The 15,293-nt window shown below is 73.9% G+C and carries 14 protein-coding genes and 1 pseudogene; 7 read left to right on the top strand and 8 right to left on the bottom strand.

Going from position 1 to position 15,293, the window contains the following annotated elements; all coding sequences use genetic code 11:
• Nucleotides 1-87: 87 nt before the first annotated feature.
• The 3 genes and pseudogenes from JK359_RS33950 to JK359_RS33940 all read right to left on the bottom strand — a co-directional run.
• Nucleotides 88-474: pseudogene (locus JK359_RS33950) on the bottom strand (alpha/beta fold hydrolase); the annotation flags it as partial.
• A 252-nt stretch (nucleotides 475-726) separates the two neighbouring features.
• Complete coding sequence (locus JK359_RS33945) at nucleotides 727-2,346, bottom strand: PP2C family protein-serine/threonine phosphatase (RefSeq protein WP_201843465.1); 1,620 nt, start codon at nucleotides 2,344-2,346, stop codon at nucleotides 727-729.
• A gap of 1 nt (nucleotide 2,347) precedes the next feature.
• Nucleotides 2,348-2,911: a methanogen output domain 1-containing protein gene (locus tag JK359_RS33940; RefSeq protein ID WP_201843464.1), complete on the bottom strand. Its 564-nt coding sequence runs from the start codon at nucleotides 2,909-2,911 to the stop codon at nucleotides 2,348-2,350.
• A 380-nt stretch (nucleotides 2,912-3,291) separates the two neighbouring features.
• Here JK359_RS33940 and JK359_RS33935 point away from each other — a divergent pair, with 380 nt between their 5' ends.
• Nucleotides 3,292-3,447 (top strand): DUF6131 family protein, encoded by a 156-nt coding sequence (locus JK359_RS33935; RefSeq protein WP_201843463.1) that lies wholly within the window; start codon nucleotides 3,292-3,294, stop codon nucleotides 3,445-3,447.
• 240 nt (nucleotides 3,448-3,687) lie between these two features.
• Here the strand turns inward: JK359_RS33935 and JK359_RS33930 are convergent, their stop codons facing one another.
• Complete coding sequence (locus JK359_RS33930; protein ID WP_307788401.1) at nucleotides 3,688-6,525, bottom strand: M4 family metallopeptidase; 2,838 nt, start codon at nucleotides 6,523-6,525, stop codon at nucleotides 3,688-3,690.
• A gap of 291 nt (nucleotides 6,526-6,816) precedes the next feature.
• Between JK359_RS33930 and JK359_RS33925 the strand changes: the two genes are divergently transcribed.
• Complete coding sequence (locus tag JK359_RS33925; RefSeq protein ID WP_201843462.1) at nucleotides 6,817-7,590, top strand: polysaccharide deacetylase family protein; 774 nt, start codon at nucleotides 6,817-6,819, stop codon at nucleotides 7,588-7,590.
• A gap of 231 nt (nucleotides 7,591-7,821) precedes the next feature.
• Here JK359_RS33925 and JK359_RS33920 read toward each other — a convergent pair whose 3' ends face one another.
• Nucleotides 7,822-8,004: a hypothetical protein gene (locus JK359_RS33920; RefSeq protein WP_201843461.1), complete on the bottom strand. Its 183-nt coding sequence runs from the start codon at nucleotides 8,002-8,004 to the stop codon at nucleotides 7,822-7,824.
• Between the two features lie 255 nt (nucleotides 8,005-8,259).
• On the opposite strand from JK359_RS33920, the gene JK359_RS33915 reads away from it, so the two are divergent.
• Nucleotides 8,260-8,988 (top strand): hypothetical protein, encoded by a 729-nt coding sequence (locus JK359_RS33915; protein WP_201843460.1) that lies wholly within the window; start codon nucleotides 8,260-8,262, stop codon nucleotides 8,986-8,988.
• Nucleotides 8,989-9,125: 137 nt separating this feature from the next.
• Complete coding sequence (locus tag JK359_RS33910; protein ID WP_201843459.1) at nucleotides 9,126-9,515, top strand: VOC family protein; 390 nt, start codon at nucleotides 9,126-9,128, stop codon at nucleotides 9,513-9,515.
• A 95-nt stretch (nucleotides 9,516-9,610) separates the two neighbouring features.
• Here the strand turns inward: JK359_RS33910 and bla are convergent, their stop codons facing one another.
• On the bottom strand, nucleotides 9,611-10,540 hold the full coding sequence (gene bla, locus JK359_RS33905; RefSeq protein WP_201843458.1) for a class A beta-lactamase: 930 nt from the start codon (nucleotides 10,538-10,540) through the stop codon (nucleotides 9,611-9,613).
• A gap of 129 nt (nucleotides 10,541-10,669) precedes the next feature.
• On the opposite strand from bla, the gene JK359_RS33900 reads away from it, so the two are divergent.
• Together JK359_RS33900 and JK359_RS33895 are read left to right on the top strand one after the other, a co-directional pair.
• Nucleotides 10,670-11,647 carry a LysR family transcriptional regulator gene (locus JK359_RS33900; protein WP_201843457.1) on the top strand — a complete coding sequence of 326 codons (978 nt, stop codon included), beginning with the start codon at nucleotides 10,670-10,672 and terminating at the stop codon, nucleotides 11,645-11,647.
• A gap of 11 nt (nucleotides 11,648-11,658) precedes the next feature.
• A complete protein-coding gene (locus tag JK359_RS33895) occupies nucleotides 11,659-12,579 on the top strand; it encodes a serine hydrolase (protein WP_307788398.1) in 921 nt (306 codons plus the stop codon).
• A 51-nt stretch (nucleotides 12,580-12,630) separates the two neighbouring features.
• On the opposite strand, the gene JK359_RS33890 is transcribed toward JK359_RS33895, so the two are convergent.
• Nucleotides 12,631-13,287: a response regulator gene (locus tag JK359_RS33890; RefSeq protein ID WP_201843456.1), complete on the bottom strand. Its 657-nt coding sequence runs from the start codon at nucleotides 13,285-13,287 to the stop codon at nucleotides 12,631-12,633.
• The gene (locus tag JK359_RS33885) at nucleotides 13,284-14,468 is read right to left on the bottom strand and encodes a sensor histidine kinase (protein WP_201843455.1); all 1,185 of its coding nucleotides are present in this window, start codon (nucleotides 14,466-14,468) and stop codon (nucleotides 13,284-13,286) included. Before JK359_RS33885 ends, JK359_RS33890 begins: the two co-directional genes overlap by 4 nt.
• A 199-nt stretch (nucleotides 14,469-14,667) precedes the next feature.
• Here JK359_RS33885 and JK359_RS33880 point away from each other — a divergent pair, with 199 nt between their 5' ends.
• Complete coding sequence (locus tag JK359_RS33880; protein ID WP_201843454.1) at nucleotides 14,668-15,234, top strand: GlcG/HbpS family heme-binding protein; 567 nt, start codon at nucleotides 14,668-14,670, stop codon at nucleotides 15,232-15,234.
• Nucleotides 15,235-15,293 lie beyond the last annotated feature (59 nt).

The raw sequence follows: 15,293 nt of genomic DNA, 5'->3' as shown, positions 1-15,293 counted from the left end.
CCGGGCCCACGGGCAGCCGTGGACGTCACGCGGCCGGCCGCCGGCAGGTGACGTCGGCGGAGGGCAGGCGGCCCGTCGCCAGGTACGCGTTGCCCAGTCGGCCAGGGCGTGCCGGTTGGCCGCCTCCGAGCCCCGCAGCAGCCGCGGGCTGTAGCGGGCGGGGTCCGCCACACCGTCCAGGACGACCCGGCCGGTGCGCTGCGGGAACATCGACGTGTATACCTGGCCGAGGTAACTGCCGTACGAATAGCCGAGGTAGGAGATCCTGCGCTCACCCAGGGCGGCGCGGATCATGTCCATGTCGCGTGCGGTGTTCCGGGTGGTGGCGTACGGCAGCAGCTCACCGGCGTGCGTGCGGCAGCGGCGGGCGAGGTCCGCGGAGAAGGCGACCATGCGGTCGAAGGCGGCGCGGCCGGTGCCGGCGCCGCGGACCATGCTGCCGGTGGGCCACCGGCAGTCCAGCGGGGTGCTCCGGAGATCGCCATGCGACAGCACGCTAGACACCGCGGGCGAACCGATCACTCCGGCAGGCAGGCGGTTCGGTACGGGGGACAACCCCAGCACGGGACGGCGGACATCCCCCGGCCCTCCTCGGTCTCCCCGGCCCTCCTCGGTCCCCCCGGCCCTCCTCGCTCCCCCCGGCCCTCCTCGCTCCCCCCGGTCCTCCTCGGTCTCCCCGGCTCTTCCGGCCCAGGCCGGCGTCGGCGCGGCACCGGGATCCGGGCGTCAGTCGTCGGCGGGGAAGCGGACCGTCAGCAGGGCACGGTCGTCGGGGAGTTCGGTGTCCGGCTGCTGGAGGAGCAGCGCGCAGGCGTCCCGGACGTCGAGGCCGGCGGTGGAGCGTGCGGAGCGCAGGAGGCGCTCCAGACCGACGTCCAGGCTCTCCCCACGGCGTTCGATCAGGCCGTCGGTGTAGCAGACGAGCGTGGCGTCGACCGGCACCACGATCTCGTGCTGGGGATAGTCCGCCCAGGACACCGGCCCGAGCGGCGGGGCGAGGGCCCCTTCCAGGTAGCGGGCGGTGCCGTCGGCCTCGATCAGCAGGGGCGGCGGGTGACCGGCGCGGGCGTACCGCAGCACCCGGGTGCGGCGGTCGTAGGCGGCGTAGCAGGCGGTGGCCATCAGGCCCTGGTTGTAGGTGCCGAGGAAGCCGTTCAGCTCGGCCAGGACCGCGCCCGGGCGGGTGCCGCTGCGGCGGGCGATGGTGCGCAGCACCGTGGTGATCTGGGCCATGGCGGTGGCCTCGGCGATGCCGTGCCCGGCGACGTCCCCGATGGTGAGGCCGACCGTGTGCTCGTCCAGGAGGTGCACGTCGTACCAGTCGCCGCCGACGTCGACCAACTGCGTTCCGGGGGCGTAGCCGCTGGCGATGTCCAGGTACCCGACGCGGGGCAGCGTGGGCAGGAGGCTGCGCTGCAGCCGTTCGGCGAGCCGGTGCTCGTGCTCGAACAGGCCGGCCCGGCGGACGGCCTGGGCGATCTGCTGCCCGATGGCGACGATGTGCTCCTCGTCGGGGGCCGTATCCGGCGCGTACCGGATCACCAGGTTGCCCAGCGTCACACCCTCGGCCAGCAAGGCGACCCGGCGCACGGCGTCGGCGGGTACGGCGGGCACGGCGAGTGCGTCCTCTGCGGCGGGCTCGGCGAAGGCGGCAGGGGCGCCGGGTGTGGCCTTTGCGGGAGCCCGGTCGAGGTCCACCCAGGTCGCCGAGGGGGCCAGGGGGCTGTCCGTCGGGCCGAGCGAGGGGACGAGGCGCAGGACGTGCAGTTCCAGGAGGACGCTCTGCGCGTCCAGGACCTGCGGGGCGCACTTGTGGACGGCCTCGCAGACGTCCGTCAGGTCGGCGCTGGCGGCGAGGGCGGCCGTGAGCCGGTAGAGCCGCTGCATCCGGTCGCGGGCTTCGGTCTCCCGGCGCAGCAGCTCGGCGCGCTGTTCGGCGATGGCCCGGCGGTAGGCGGTCTGCTGGTGCATCAGCTCCACGCGCTGGCTCAGGGCGACGAACCGGTCACCCGCGTCGAGCCGGGACAGCTGCAGCTGGACGGCCGGCTCGGGACCCTCCCACCAGCGGGCCCGCGCGCCGTGGCAGCGCAGGCGCACGGGCTTTCCGTCGCTGCCGCAGACCGTGATCACGCCGGGCAGCGGGGAGCCGCTGCCCATCCACCGGCCGAGCTGCCGGCGCAGCCCGTCCGGGTCCTGGACCAGCTCGGCCAGCTCGGCACCGGTGGTGAGGCTGTCGACGGCCCTCCGGGTGGCGCTGTTGGCGGCCAGGATGCGTCCCGACGCGCTGCAGACGACGACCGGGTGGGGCAGCAGTCCGGTGACGGCCCGGAAGAGAGCCAGGCTCACGTCACTTGTCCGCGGGGGTCGAGCCGGACGCCGGGCCGCCGGGCAGCTGCACGTCGCCGTAGTACTCGCGGCCCAGCTCGTCGTTCATCTCGGCGCCGGGGTCGAGGTGGACGACGACGCGGCAGCCGGAGCTGCCGCGTGCGATCGTCTCCTGCAGCTCCACGCGGGCGTAGCCGAGGTTCTGGGCGGCGATGGTGCCGAAGATGTTCGAGGTCATCATGCACATCGACTCGCGGCCCAGTACCTTCTCCGCGAACGGGCAGCTACGGCTGCCCAGGACGATCTGCTCGTCGTCCTGCGAGATGAGGTAGAAGTCGCCCCTGATGCGCTGCTTGAGGTCCACCAGCACGTCGGCGACCTGGTCCCGGTTGAGCCGGGGCAGCCCGAGTGCCTGCGCGTAGGCCTCGTTGATCTGCGAGCCCACCGACTGACCTACCAGGCTGATGTACCCCGAGGCCTCCTCCAGCCCGATGACGGTCTCCAGCGACGTGGCCAGTTCTCGGATGAGGCCTCGCATGAAGACGTCCCGGTCCAGGTCCACGTCTGTTTCCGCCGCGCGGCCCACGGAGTCCCCTTTCCTCGGTTTCCTGGGGAGCTGCCCCGCAGGAGCGGCTCCCCGGCCTCCGCGCCGACCGGCCGAGGGCGGTACGTCCGTCGGTCAGTCGGCCGGCCGGCTCGTGCGGCGGCGCGGGTGCCTGCTCACGGGCCGCGTGTACCCAGGACCCTGACGTCCATGCCAGGGCGCTCGCGACCCGGCAGACCCATGCCCGGGGGCACCGATGATCTCGGCTCCCTCCCCCACCCCACGGGCGTCCGGATTCGTTCCGGTTCGTTCCGGGGCTCCGGCGGACACGGAAGGGAAAGGTTTTCCCTCCGCCGGTGCAAGGACGCCGGGATCGGGGGCACTCGTAGAGCAGAAGCACAGCTAGCAGCTGGAGGCACACCATGATCGCCCTCGGCGTCATTCTGCTCATCATCGGCTTCGTCACAGGCATATCGATCCTGTGGACGATCGGGGTCATCCTTCTGGTGGTCGGAGCCATCCTGTGGATCCTGGGTTCCATGGGTCACGCGGTCGCCGGCCGACGCCACTACTGGTGAACGACTCGTCGAAGCCACCCGGTTCGCGGACGTCCAGCGGCCGCGCCGGGTCCCGCCGCCCGGCCCGGCCCGCCGCCTCCGCGTGAGGGTGCGGGCGAGACCCTGGCGCAACGGGCCCTGTAGCCGCGCCCACGGACACGGGGCCGGCGGTGCTCTGCGGAGCGTCTCCGCCGGGGCGGTGTCCCCGGTTCTCGGTGCGGCCCGCCGGATGGGAGTCCGGCGGGCCGCTGGTGTGCCGCGTCAGGCGCACTTGCCGGTGGGCCGGGCGCGGGTCACCACGTCGCTGACGCCGGTGGTGCCGTCCAGCCAGACGACCCGGGTGCCGCCCGCCGCGGCGGCGGAGAGCTGCTCGCCCCGGTTGCAGGACACCCGGCTGCGCTGCATGCCGTCGCCCTTACGGTCCGGGGTGAACTGCCAGAGCTTGGCGAGCGTCGCGTTGGTCAGCTCGGGCGAGGGTGTCCGGGCGACCATCGTCACCGCGTCCGCCGAGGCCGTGACGTCGGAGACGGCGAGGGCGCCGGGGCCGGTCTCCGGGCTGAGATCGATGATGCCGGAACCGTCGAGCGCGGCGCGGCGCAGGGCTGTGGTGCCGTTCTGGCCGACCGTGTCGAGCAGCCAGTAGACGTGGTCCCCGGTGATGGCCGTCGGGCCGAGGCTGGTGCCCGGGGCCGCCTCCTGCACGACCTTCTCCTCGCCGGTGGCCACGTCGATCAGCCGCGTGGTCGACTCGTACACGGCGCTGACACGCCGCCGGTCCTGGTAGACGATCTTTCCGTTGCTCACGGACGGGAAGGTCGACCGGTGGTAGGTGCCGCCGCCGATGGTCACGACGTTCGACGGGTCCTTCAGGCTGAGATAGGCCACGCCGGCCCGGCCGCCGTAGTTGTTGTAGGCGAAGGCCACGACGTCACCGTCGACGCCGAGGGCCGTGCCGACGCTGCGGCCGTGCCAGAGGGTGCGCACCGGTCCGCCGGCGAGGGGCCGGGCCAGGATGTCCACGCCGGAGGGCCCGTGCGCCTGCCACACCACCGTCTTGCCGTCGGTGGCCGGGTTGACGTGGTAGCGGCCGTCGTTCGGGCTCATGAGTCTGAGCTGCCCCTTGCCGTCGGTGCGGCCGGCCCAGACCGAGTACGGCTCGGAGCCGGACTCGTCGGAGTTCGAGGCGACCCACCAGCCGCCGCCCGCGCCGAGGTGGGTGTCGTAGGTGTTGACGCGGGAGAGCAGGACGTCGGAGTCGATACCGAGGGCCTGCTCCCACTGGGGGACGATGCCGTGCGCGGTGAAGGCCTTCCGTACGGCGGCGACCTTCTTCGCGCCGGCCCCCAGCTGCTTGGCCGCGGCGACGACCGCGTCGCGACCCTGGGTGAAGCCGTCGAGCGGGGTGAGGTACTCGGTCAGCGCCTTGTAGACGACCGCGTCGGCGAGGTCGGGGCCGAGTTCCTCACGGATGTCCCAGAGCGCGCCGGCGAAGATGGTGGAGTTGAGGTGCACACCGCCGCTGTCGGTGCCGAATCCGACACCGAGGAAGGAACCGGCGGTGGTACGGCCGTCGTTCAGATCACGGATCGCGCAGTCACGCGCGTCCTTGGTACGGCACAGTGTCTCACCGAGGAGCCCGGCGTCCGGGTCGTCCATGGAGAGGTGGCGGGCGTCCGACTCGATCGCGTTGCCGAAGTAGTCGGCGAGGGCCTCGTTCATGGCGCCGGACTGGCCCGCGTACACCAGGCCTGCGGAGTGCTCGATGACACCGTGGGTCATCTCGTGGCCGACCACGTCCAGCGCGGCCGACAGGGGCCGGTACTCGGCGTCGCCGGACCCGTAGACCATCTTCTGGCCGTCCCAGAAGGCGTTGACGTACGGCAGGCCGTAATTCGTCGCGCCCACCAGCGAGTTCACGGTCATGCCGTGTCCGTCCAGGCTGTCCCGGCCGAACTTGGTGCGGTAGTAGTCGTAGACCTGCCCGGCGGCCCAGTGGGCGTCGACGGCGCCCGACTCGGTGGCCTCGGTGCCGAACTGCGGGCCGGGCGAACCGAATTCCTGGAGGCCGTCGGGCCACGTGCCGGACAGGTCGCTCACCCACCGGCCGCGCGCGTCCCAGGTGGCCAGCACGTTGTCCGGGGCGCTCTGGATGCGGGTGCGGTCGCGCAGGACGTAGACGTCGCGGCTGTCGTCGTGGGTGACGCCCAGCGGGACGGTGGTGCCGTCCAGCCGGACGCCGGAGCCGGTGACGCCGGGCGCGGGTTCACCGGCCAGGGCACGCGCCGCACGGCCCTGGGCGGCGGCGGTGCCGGGGGCGCTCGGGCCGGGCGCCGCGGGGCTGCGGGTGGCCGTGGTGCCGGGGGCTCCGAAGGTGCGGACCCCACTGTACTGGAGGACCGGGTAGCCGGCCCGGGCGTCGATGTACACCTCGCGCAGCACCGGTTCGCCGTGCGCCGGGTCGGTGCCGCGGACGGTGACGTGCCGGGTGAGGACACCGGTTCCGTTGGGTACGACGACCAGGCCGTGGGAGGTGCCGGTGAGCGGCGTGTCCTTGTCCTCCTCGTCCGGGCCGGCACCGAACGCCCGGGCGTCGAGGTCCTGTCGGACGGCGCCGACCGCGCGCTCGACGGCCAGCGCGTCGTCGACCTCGGCGGTCACGGCGGTGCGCAGCCCGGTGAAGTAGTGGCCGGAGGTGCCGGTGACGGTCCGCCGGCCGTCCTTCCGCTCCATGCGGACGATGTACTGGCCGCCCAGGACCGGGACGCCGTGGTGTGTCTGCTGCAGCCGCACGGTCTCCCGGCCACCGGAGGTGAGTGTGCCGGCGGGTCTGAGGTCCCGGCCCGGGTCGGCTATCCGGTAGCGGTCCTTACGTGCGGCGAGGTATCCGCGTGCGGCTCCCGCGGCGGTGCGGGCCGCCGGTGCCCGTTCCCGGATGCCGTCCACCAGGACGGGGGTCTTCGTGTCCTCCCCGGCCGCGTGGCTCCCGGGTGCCGCGGGTGCGGCGCCGGCAGGAGCCGCCGAGACGACGAGTGCGGCGGCGCCCAGGAGCGCCGCCGCACCGGATAAGGCGTTCCGCCGTCTTCTCGTTGTTTCCCTCACCTGCTCGAAGCGCTCTCCTGCACGACGCACTGTGTCCCCAACCCCCCACGCGTGTACGGGCGTTACCGGCGACGGGGCCGCCGCCGGGCAGGCCTATTGGAAGCGGTGGTACGCCGGTGCAGCAACAGGCCGGGCGGGGCGACGGGCGATTTCCAGCCCGTACGGGGAGCAACTGTTGCAGGGATGCCCCGGAATTGTCCGTGATCGGTAACAGAGGGATCCTCGGCTCGTCTCCGCCCGTCCTGCCAGGTGCACGGGGATCTGATCGACATACCAGGGGGCGGGACGGACATGGCGCGGCATGGCGGGCGGGGATGGCACGGCCGGGTGATCGCGGCGGCACTCGGAGTCACGGCGGTGGCAGCCGCCACCTCGGTGTGGACCGCACAGGCCGGTCAGTCCGGCGAGGCCTCCGCCGCCCCGGGGGTGTCGGCCCGGCCGGCCGCGCCGAAGGCGAAGCCGGTGTCCGCGGCCATCGTCCACGCCTCCGACAAGGGCGCGCACGCGGTCAACATCACCATCGACGACGGCCCGGACCCGGTCTGGACCCCGCAGGTGCTCCAGGTACTGCGGGACAACGGCGTGAAGGCGACCTTCTGCATGGTCGGCACGCAGGCCCAGGCGCACCCCGACCTGGTCCGGCAGGTGGTGGCCGCCGGGCACCGGCTGTGCGACCACTCGGTGGCGCACGACACCACGATGGACAAGAAGTCCCAGGCCTACCAGTCACAGCAGATCGTGGAGGCCGAGCGGCAGATCACCAAGGCGTCCGGCGGCGTACGGCCGATGTACTACCGGGCCCCGGGCGGCGCCTTCACCCCCTACAGCCGGAAGCTTGCGGCCTCGCACGGGATGCGGCCGCTGGGCTGGAACGTCGACTCGAAGGACTTCGAGAAGCCGGGCACGCAGGCCATCGTCTCCACCGTCGAGGGCGAGGTGGCGAACGGTCCGACGATCCTGTTCCACGACGCCGGCGGCGACCGCTCCCAGACGGTGGCCGCGCTGCGCACCCTGCTGCCGTGGCTGAAGCAGCAGGGTTACGCGTTCGGTTTCCCGGTGCGCTGAGGCGGACCGCCGTTACGCCGAGGCAGACCGCCGGTGCGCTGAGGCGGACCGCCGTTACGCCGAGGCAGACCGCCGGTGCGCCGAGACAGACCGCCGGTGCGCCGAGACAGATCTGCTCGACGGGCCGCCGCCGGCGGGGACATGGCGTGGCGGCGGCGCGGCGGTGTGTCCGCCGGTCGCGTCGAGACCTCCGCCGTGACGAAGCTCGCCCCGGGGGACTCCTCGCCGTGGTCAGGCGGTCGGGGCGTTCCGTCCCGCGGAGCGCAGGTGGTCCCTGCGGGCGAGGTTGTAGATCCGCAGGAGGTGCTTGGCCACGGCACACGGCGCGGCATCGGCATGGCACTGGCGGCACGTGTGCATGTGCTGCTCGTAGGTGAAGCGCGCGTCTTCCAGCGCATCGTTGACAGTAGACATGGACTTCTCCGGGCAGGGCGCGTCCACGGACGCGTCGAGTTGACTGACTGGTACACCCGGAGCAAGGTGATCATGTTACTGGCGGTACTGGGAAACTCGTACTGACGCCCGGGGCCGAGCGGAGCCGCACACCTCCTCCGGCTGCTTCGGCTGACGCATCGACGCTCGGCTCCCGCGCACCCCACGCGCTTGAAAGCCCCTGGAACGGTGGGGGCCGGGGGCGCTCGGTGGGTGGGTGCAGGGCAGACTGGGCGGATGCATGACCAGCCCTTGGTCCACCTGGAAACCGCCCCGGAGTGGTACGGGCGCCTGCACGTCCAGGACGGCGACCTCTCCCCCGCCCGCTGGCTCGCCGTGGGCGGGCCCGGATGCGGCGCGTTCGGCACGGTGGCGGGTGTGGCCGCGGCGGGCTTCGCCGCGTACGCGCGAATCCTGCACCCGGCGTCCCTGGACGAGAGGCCCGTGCGCTGGTCGACGGTGGCCGCGGCGCACGGCACCCGGGTGACGCCGGGCATCCGGTGGCACCAGGTCGTCGGCCTGGACCTCGACTACTACCAGGCCTCCGAGTACGGCCTCCCCGGCGTGTGGGACGAACACCCCGGGGAGGGCCCGACGCCGCCCGAGGTCGCCGAGGCGCTCCTGCCCGTGCTGGCCCGGCACACCCGCACCCCGGAGCGCTGCTGGTTCGGGCTGTGGAGCGGGTACGGGCGCTGGGACTTCGGCGCCTTCCCGGCGTTCGGGACGCCGGGCCGGGACGAGGTGCTGCTCGCCGGAGCGCTGGCCGACGCCGTATCGCCGGTGCGGCTCGACCCGTTCGCCGAGCTGCCCGACCTGTGGTGGCCCGAGGACCGCGCCTGGTGCGTGGGCGGCGACGTGGACCTGGTCAGCACCTACGTCGGCGGGTCGCCGGAACTGATCGCCGACCTGCTCGCCGCACCGGGTCTGGAGGCGCACCCCGTGACACCGCACGACCCGGTCAGCTGAGGCCTCCGGCCGCCCGGCGCCGCCGGAACCCCGTGGACGCCGTCGCGCGCCCGTGGCTAGCATCGGCAACAGCATCGCGTGCCGGTCACCGACCGGGTGAGGCATGGAGGTGCCAGGACATGCCCAGGAGGCATTCCTTGTCAGTCGAGTTGAACCACACGATCGTCCATTCCCGCGACAACCGTGAATCCGCCCGGTTCTTCGCGGAACTGCTGGACCTCGAGATCACCACGGAGTGGGGCCCGTTCGTCGCCGTCGGCCTCAGCAACGGCGTCACCCTGGACTTCGCGACGATCCCCGCGCAGAAGATCACCCCGCAGCACTACGCCTTCCTGATCTCCGAGGAGGAGTTCGACGCGGCGTACACCCGGATCGTCCGGCGCGGCATCGAGCACTACGCCGACCCGCACATGCGGCACCCGGGCACGATCAACCACAACGACGGTGGCCGCGGCGTGTACTTCCTGGACCCGTCGGGCCATGCCATGGAACTCATCACCGTCCCGTACGGCGGCCGGCCGGCGTAACCGCGCGTGACAGGAGGGCCGCGTCCGCGTGGGTGCGGCCCTTTGCCGTACCCGCCCGTGTGCTGTTCCGGACAGCCGGACCCGCGTGCGAAGGGCTACTCGCCGGGGGCCACGGTGCGGGCGGCGATGCGCGCCGCCTCCTCGATCAGCTTCTCGTCCACCGGCGCGTCCTGCGTCGGCCCGGTGGACAGGACGGCCAGCACGACGGGGGTGCCACGGGTCGTCCAGGCCACACCGATGTCGTTGGCGGTCGCGTACGCGCCCGTGCCGGTCTTGTCGGCCAGCACCCAGTCCCGCGGCAGGCCGGCGCGGAACCGCGCCGTGCTGGTGGTGTTGCCCTTGAGCCAGGTGACGAACTGCTCGCGGTCGGCGCCCGACAGGGGCCGGCCCAGGGTCAGCCGCGCCAGGCTCGCGGCGGCGGCCTCGGGGGTCGTGGTGTCGCGCGGATCCCCGGGGATCGCGGTGTTCAGCTCGGGTTCCCACCGGTCCAGCCGGCTCACGTCGTCGCCGAGCGAACGGTAGAAGCGGGTGAGGCCGGCCGGCCCGCCGATCTCACGGAGCAGCAGGTTTCCGGCCGCGTTGTCGCTGTACTGGATCGCCGCCGCACACAGGTCGGCCACGGTCATGCCGGTGGCCTGGTTCTCCTCCGTGCGCGGCGAGTTGGGCAGGAGGTCGTGCGGCGGGTAGTGGACCACCCGGTCGAGCGGTGCGCGGCCGGCGTGGTCGCGCAGGACCGCCGCCGCGGCGAACGCCTTGAACGTCGAACACATCGGGAACCGCTCCCCCGACTGGTGGAGTACGGTCCGCCCGGTGCGGACGTTGCGGGCGTACACACCGAGCCGGGCACCGTACCGCTGCTCCAGGTCGGCCAGCCGGGTCCGGTCCGCACCCGATCGGGCGCCGGGGGACGCGGATGCGGGGGACGCGGAGAGCGCCGTGGCGGTCAGGGCGGCGCCCGTCACCGCGAGGCCGGTCCTGATCAGGTGGCGGCGCGGCAGCGGGGTGGGGCGGTCGGGGCTGGTCATGGGTGGCTTCCTCCCGGGCGATCCGTCATCGGCTCGTGGATCTTCGACGGGAACAGCGAAACAGGAGGAGACCTCTCATGTCCAAGAGTGAACTTTGAAGGTCCCATGCCTTATTGATATGAGTGCTGGGTGGATCTCCTGGCACACCTAGAGGCGTACGCGGCAACCGCCGACGAGGCGAGCTTCTCCAGGGCGGCCGACCGGCTCGGCATCGCCCAGCCGCTGCTCAGCCGTCGTATCAAGACGCTGGAGGAGCACTTCGGAGGGCTGCTGTTCGACCGTTCCCGGCGGCAGATCGCGACCACCGAGCTGGGAGTGCAGCTCCTGCCCTACGCGCGGGACGTCCTGGACCGCGCCCAGCGGCTGCGGCAGGTCGCCCGTTCGGCGCGCCGGTCACGGGCGCACGCCGTCGGCGTGCCCGCGGACTGCGCCCCGGCGGCACTCGCCCGCGCCCTCCGCGCCGGCACGGAACACGGAGTCACCCTGGGAATGCACGAACTGCCGCCCGCGGAACGGGTTTCGGGCCTGACCGACGGCTCGCTCGCCTGCGCGCTGGTACGAGCGGCACCGGAACAGGCCTCGCTCCGGCTGCCGTTGGGTCTGGCGTCCGCGCCGGGTCCGGGAGACGCGGACGGCGGATCCTCCCGGCGTGCGGTCCACCTCGAAGAGCTGCGGCCGCGTCGCGGTCGTGCCGCCGGCCCCGCCGGCCCCCCACCCCTGCTGCTCCTCACGGAGGACCGGGTGCCCTGCTTCGAGGACCGATTGGCGCGGGCCGCCGCTCGTGCCGGGCTGCCCGGATCGCGGATCCGGCCGGCCGGTCCGGCGGCCACCGCGCTCGCCGAGACGCTGGCCGGGCGGGCGCTACTGGTCTGCCCCGAACCGTTCGCCCGGCAGCACGGAGCACACTGGGCGCCCCTGGCCGACCGGTCGCTGCACCGGGGGTACGACGTGCGCGCGGCCCCGGGCCGGAACGGCACGGGAGACCCGCCGGCCTGGCTGGCCGCGCAGCTCGCCTCGGCCGTGGGCGCCGTACCCGCCCGTGGCGGCGGCCCGGAGCCGGGTCCCGGCGGCGAGGACCTCCCCGCACGGCTGGCGGCATGCGGATGAGCGCCCCGGCGGTGCACCACCCCGTGTACACCGGCGACGACGGCACCCTCCTGGACGTCGCCGAGGCGATCGCGACCGAGTGGGCGGCACTCGGCGTCCGCGGCTCCTTCCTCGCCCGCAACATCGACACCGGTGCACGGCTCGGCTTCGACGCGGACGAGCCGACGCCGCTGGCCTCGGTGGTGAAGGTCCCGCTCGCCCTGGTCGTGCTGGACCGGATCGCGTCCGGGGAGCTGGACCCGGCGCACCCGGTGACCGTCGACCCGGCCGGCAGCAGCGTGGGTCCCACCGGGCTGGCCGCCTTCCGGTACCCGGCCACCGTGGCCGTCGGCGACCTGCTCCTGCAGATGCTCTCGGTGAGCGACAACGCCGCCGCGGACGCGCTGCTCGACCTGGTTCCGGTACCGGAGGTCGACGCGCGGCTGCGCGCATGGGGATGCGACGGGGTCCGGGTGCGGCACCGGATGAACCACCTCTACGAGTGCGCGGCCGGTGCCGCCGGCAACGACTTCTCCCTCGCGCTGGAACTGGCCGTCCGGGACGAGCGGACGGGCCGGCACACCATCGAGACCCTGGACCCGGCCCGCGCCAACGCGGGCTCGGCCGCCGCGCTCGTGCGCCTGCTGGAGCGGGTGTGGCGAGACGAGATCGCCGTTCCCGCGGCCACGGCGGAGCTGCGCCGGCTGATGGGGCACCAGGTCTTCACCCAGCGGCTGGCGAGCGAGCTGCGCGCGGACACGCTGCGCTGGAGCGGCAAGACGGGCACGTTCCTGCACCTCCGGCACGAGATCGGGGTGGTCGAGGCGGACTCCGGGCACCGGGTGGCGATGGCCGCGCTGACCCGTGCCGACCGGCGCGCGGGGCTGGCACCGGACATCGACCTCGCGATCGGGGTCGCTGGGCGGGAGGCGTTCGAGGTGTTGCGGAGGTGAAGCGCCCCGGCCGGGCGCGGGCCGTCCCCGCCCGGTGCCTGTGACGCGCCGTCAGGGCAGCAGGCGTTGTTCCTTCGCCACCGCCACCGCGCCCGCCCGGGTGTCGACGCCGAGTTTGTCGTAGATGCGGCGCAGGTGGGTCTTGACCGTGGCCTCGCTGATGTAGAGGGCGCGGGCGATGGCGTGGTTGGACAGGCCACGCGACAGGTGGGCGAGGATGTCCTGTTCGCGCGGGGTGAGGGCGGGGCGCGGGTTGCGCAGGCGGGACATCACGCGGTCGGCGACCGGCGGCGAGAGCGCGGGACGGCCCTGGGCGGCGGCGTGGATGGCCGTGAAGAGGTCCTCGGCGCGCTCGGCCTTCAGCAGGTAGCCCGTGGCGCCGGCCTCGACGGCGCGGGTGACGTCGGCGTCCGTGTCGTACGTGGTGAGGACCAGGACGTGCGGGGCCGGCGGTGTGGCGCGCAGCCGGCGGGTGGTCTCCACGCCGTCGATGCCCTCCCCCAGTTGCAGATCCATGAGGACGACGTCCGGGGCGGTCCTGCGGGCGAGGGCCAGTGCCTCCTCACCGCTGCCGGCCTCGCCGACGACCTCGATGTCCGGGGCGCTGTGCAGGAGCGCGAGCAGTCCGGCGCGTACGACGGCATGGTCGTCGCAGACGAGGATGCGGACCGGGGTCTGGGCGGCGTTCGGCTCGGGGCTGTGGGTCATCTCGGCTCCAGGGGGATCGCCGCCGACAGGGCCGTGCCCTCGCCCGGTGCCGACTCGACGGTGAGGGTGCCGCCGAGCTGGCGCAGGCGGGCGCGGATGGCGGGCAGCCCGTGGCCACGCGGTTCGCCGGCGGCCTCGGGGGCGGTGCGGGTGCGCGGGTCGAAGCCGCGGCCGTCGTCCGTGACGTCCAGGACGATCTGGTCGTCCAGGCAGGTCAGCGTGAGCGTGGCGGTCGTGGCGGCCGCGTGTTCCCGGACGTTGGCGAGGGCGCCCTGCGCGATGCGCAGCAGGGCGGACTCCACGGGGGCGGACAGCGGACCGGGCGGGGTGCCCTCCGTGTGCACGCGGACGGTGAGCGCGGGGGTCGTCTCACGCTCGGCGACGGCGTGCAGGGCCCGGAGCAGGCCGCCGCCTTCGGCGAGGTCGGCCGGGGTCAGGTCGTGGACGAAGCGGCGGGCCTCGGCGAGGCTGCGCTCGGCGATCGCCGCCGCCGTACGGACGTGGTCCCGGGCGGTGTCCGGTGCGGTGTCCCACAGCCGGTCCGCGGCCTGGAGCAGCATGCGCTGGCTGGACAGGCCCTGGGCGAGGGCGTCGTGGATCTCCCGGGCGAGCCGTTCGCGTTCGGCGAGGGTGCCCTCGCGGCGTTCGGTGGCGGCGAGATCGCGGCGGGTGCGGACCAGGTCGTCGATCAGGGCGTCCCGGCGGGCCGCCTGGCGTTGCATGACGACGAAGACGGTGGTGGCCACGGCGGCCACCGCGGGCGGTGCGAGCAGCAGGTTCGGGTCCGGCCAGCCGGCCAGGCTGAGCTGGGCGGCCACCGCCAGCACCGTCAGCACGGCCACCAGCGGGATCGCGGCGCGCGGCGGCAGGGTGCGCAGGCCGGTGTAGAACAGCGGGACCGCGCACCAGGCGAAGCTCGGCGCGAGGACGACGAGCAGCGCCCAGGCGGCCACGACCAGGCCGAGCCAGGTCAGCCTGCGGGGGCTGGGGCGGGTGCCGAGGACCGGCCCGAGGACGTAGAGCGCGGCCAGCAGCGCGGACAGGGCGATGACCCAGGGGGTGTGCGGTCCGTCGGCGTGCCGGGCCAGGTACCGGGCGACGGACGCGGCCAGCAGCACGAAGAACGCCGTGTGCATGACGACGGTGAGGGCGCGGGTGTCGTCGCGCTCGGGTTCGGGCATCGTCGGCGCCTCCCTCCGTTCTGCGCTGAGCTGGGCAAACACCCTCCATTCTTCCCTGGCCCGGCGGGGGCGGGGTCATCCGATCGGATGACCCCCGGGACGACCGGTCCGGCGACGGAAGTCGGCCCGGACCGGACCGAGGATCGGTTCCGGGAGCGACTCCGCCCCCAGCCCCGGCTCTACTGGAAGGTCCTTCAGCATGCCCAGCCGCAAGAAGCCGTCTGCCCGTGCCCGCGTCCTCGTGGGCGGCGCCGCCCTGGCGCTCGTCGGTGCCGGTGCCGTCGGCACGGTCGCCGCCAACGCCGCCGACTCCGCCGGGGCCGCGCCCGCCGCCGCCCCGGTGGCGGCCCGGGGCGGCGAGCTGACCCAGAGCACGCACCTCACCCTGGACGCCGCGACGAAGGCCGCGCAGGCCGCGGTGGACGCCGCCGAGAAGGACGGCCGGCACGTGTCCGTGGCCGTCGTCGACCGCAACGGCAACACCCTGGTCCTGCTGCGCGGCGACGGGGCGGGCCCGCAGTCGTACGAGTCCGCGGAGCGCAAGGCGTTCACCGCGGTGTCCTGGAACGCGCCGACCTCCGAGCTGGTGAAGCGGCTGGCGCAGGCGCCGAACCTGAAGGACATCCCGGGCACGCTGTTCCTCGCGGGCGGTACGCCGGTGACCGCCAAGGGTGCCCCGGTCGCGGGCATCGGCGTGGCCGGCGCCCCCTCGGGCGACCTGGACGAGCAGTACGCGCAGGCGGGTGCGGCGGTGCTCGGCCGCTGACGCGGTCGGCGCCGGGGGGACGCCCGGTGCCGGAAACGCAGCACGTCCGGGTCCGCCCC

Origin of the sequence: Streptomyces actinomycinicus, assembly GCF_016741775.1 — a bacterium.
GTDB lineage: Bacteria > Actinomycetota > Actinomycetes > Streptomycetales > Streptomycetaceae > Streptomyces > Streptomyces actinomycinicus.
The sequence above is the reverse complement of the archived record's forward strand: the minus strand, read 5'-3'. Positions and strand labels throughout refer to the sequence as shown.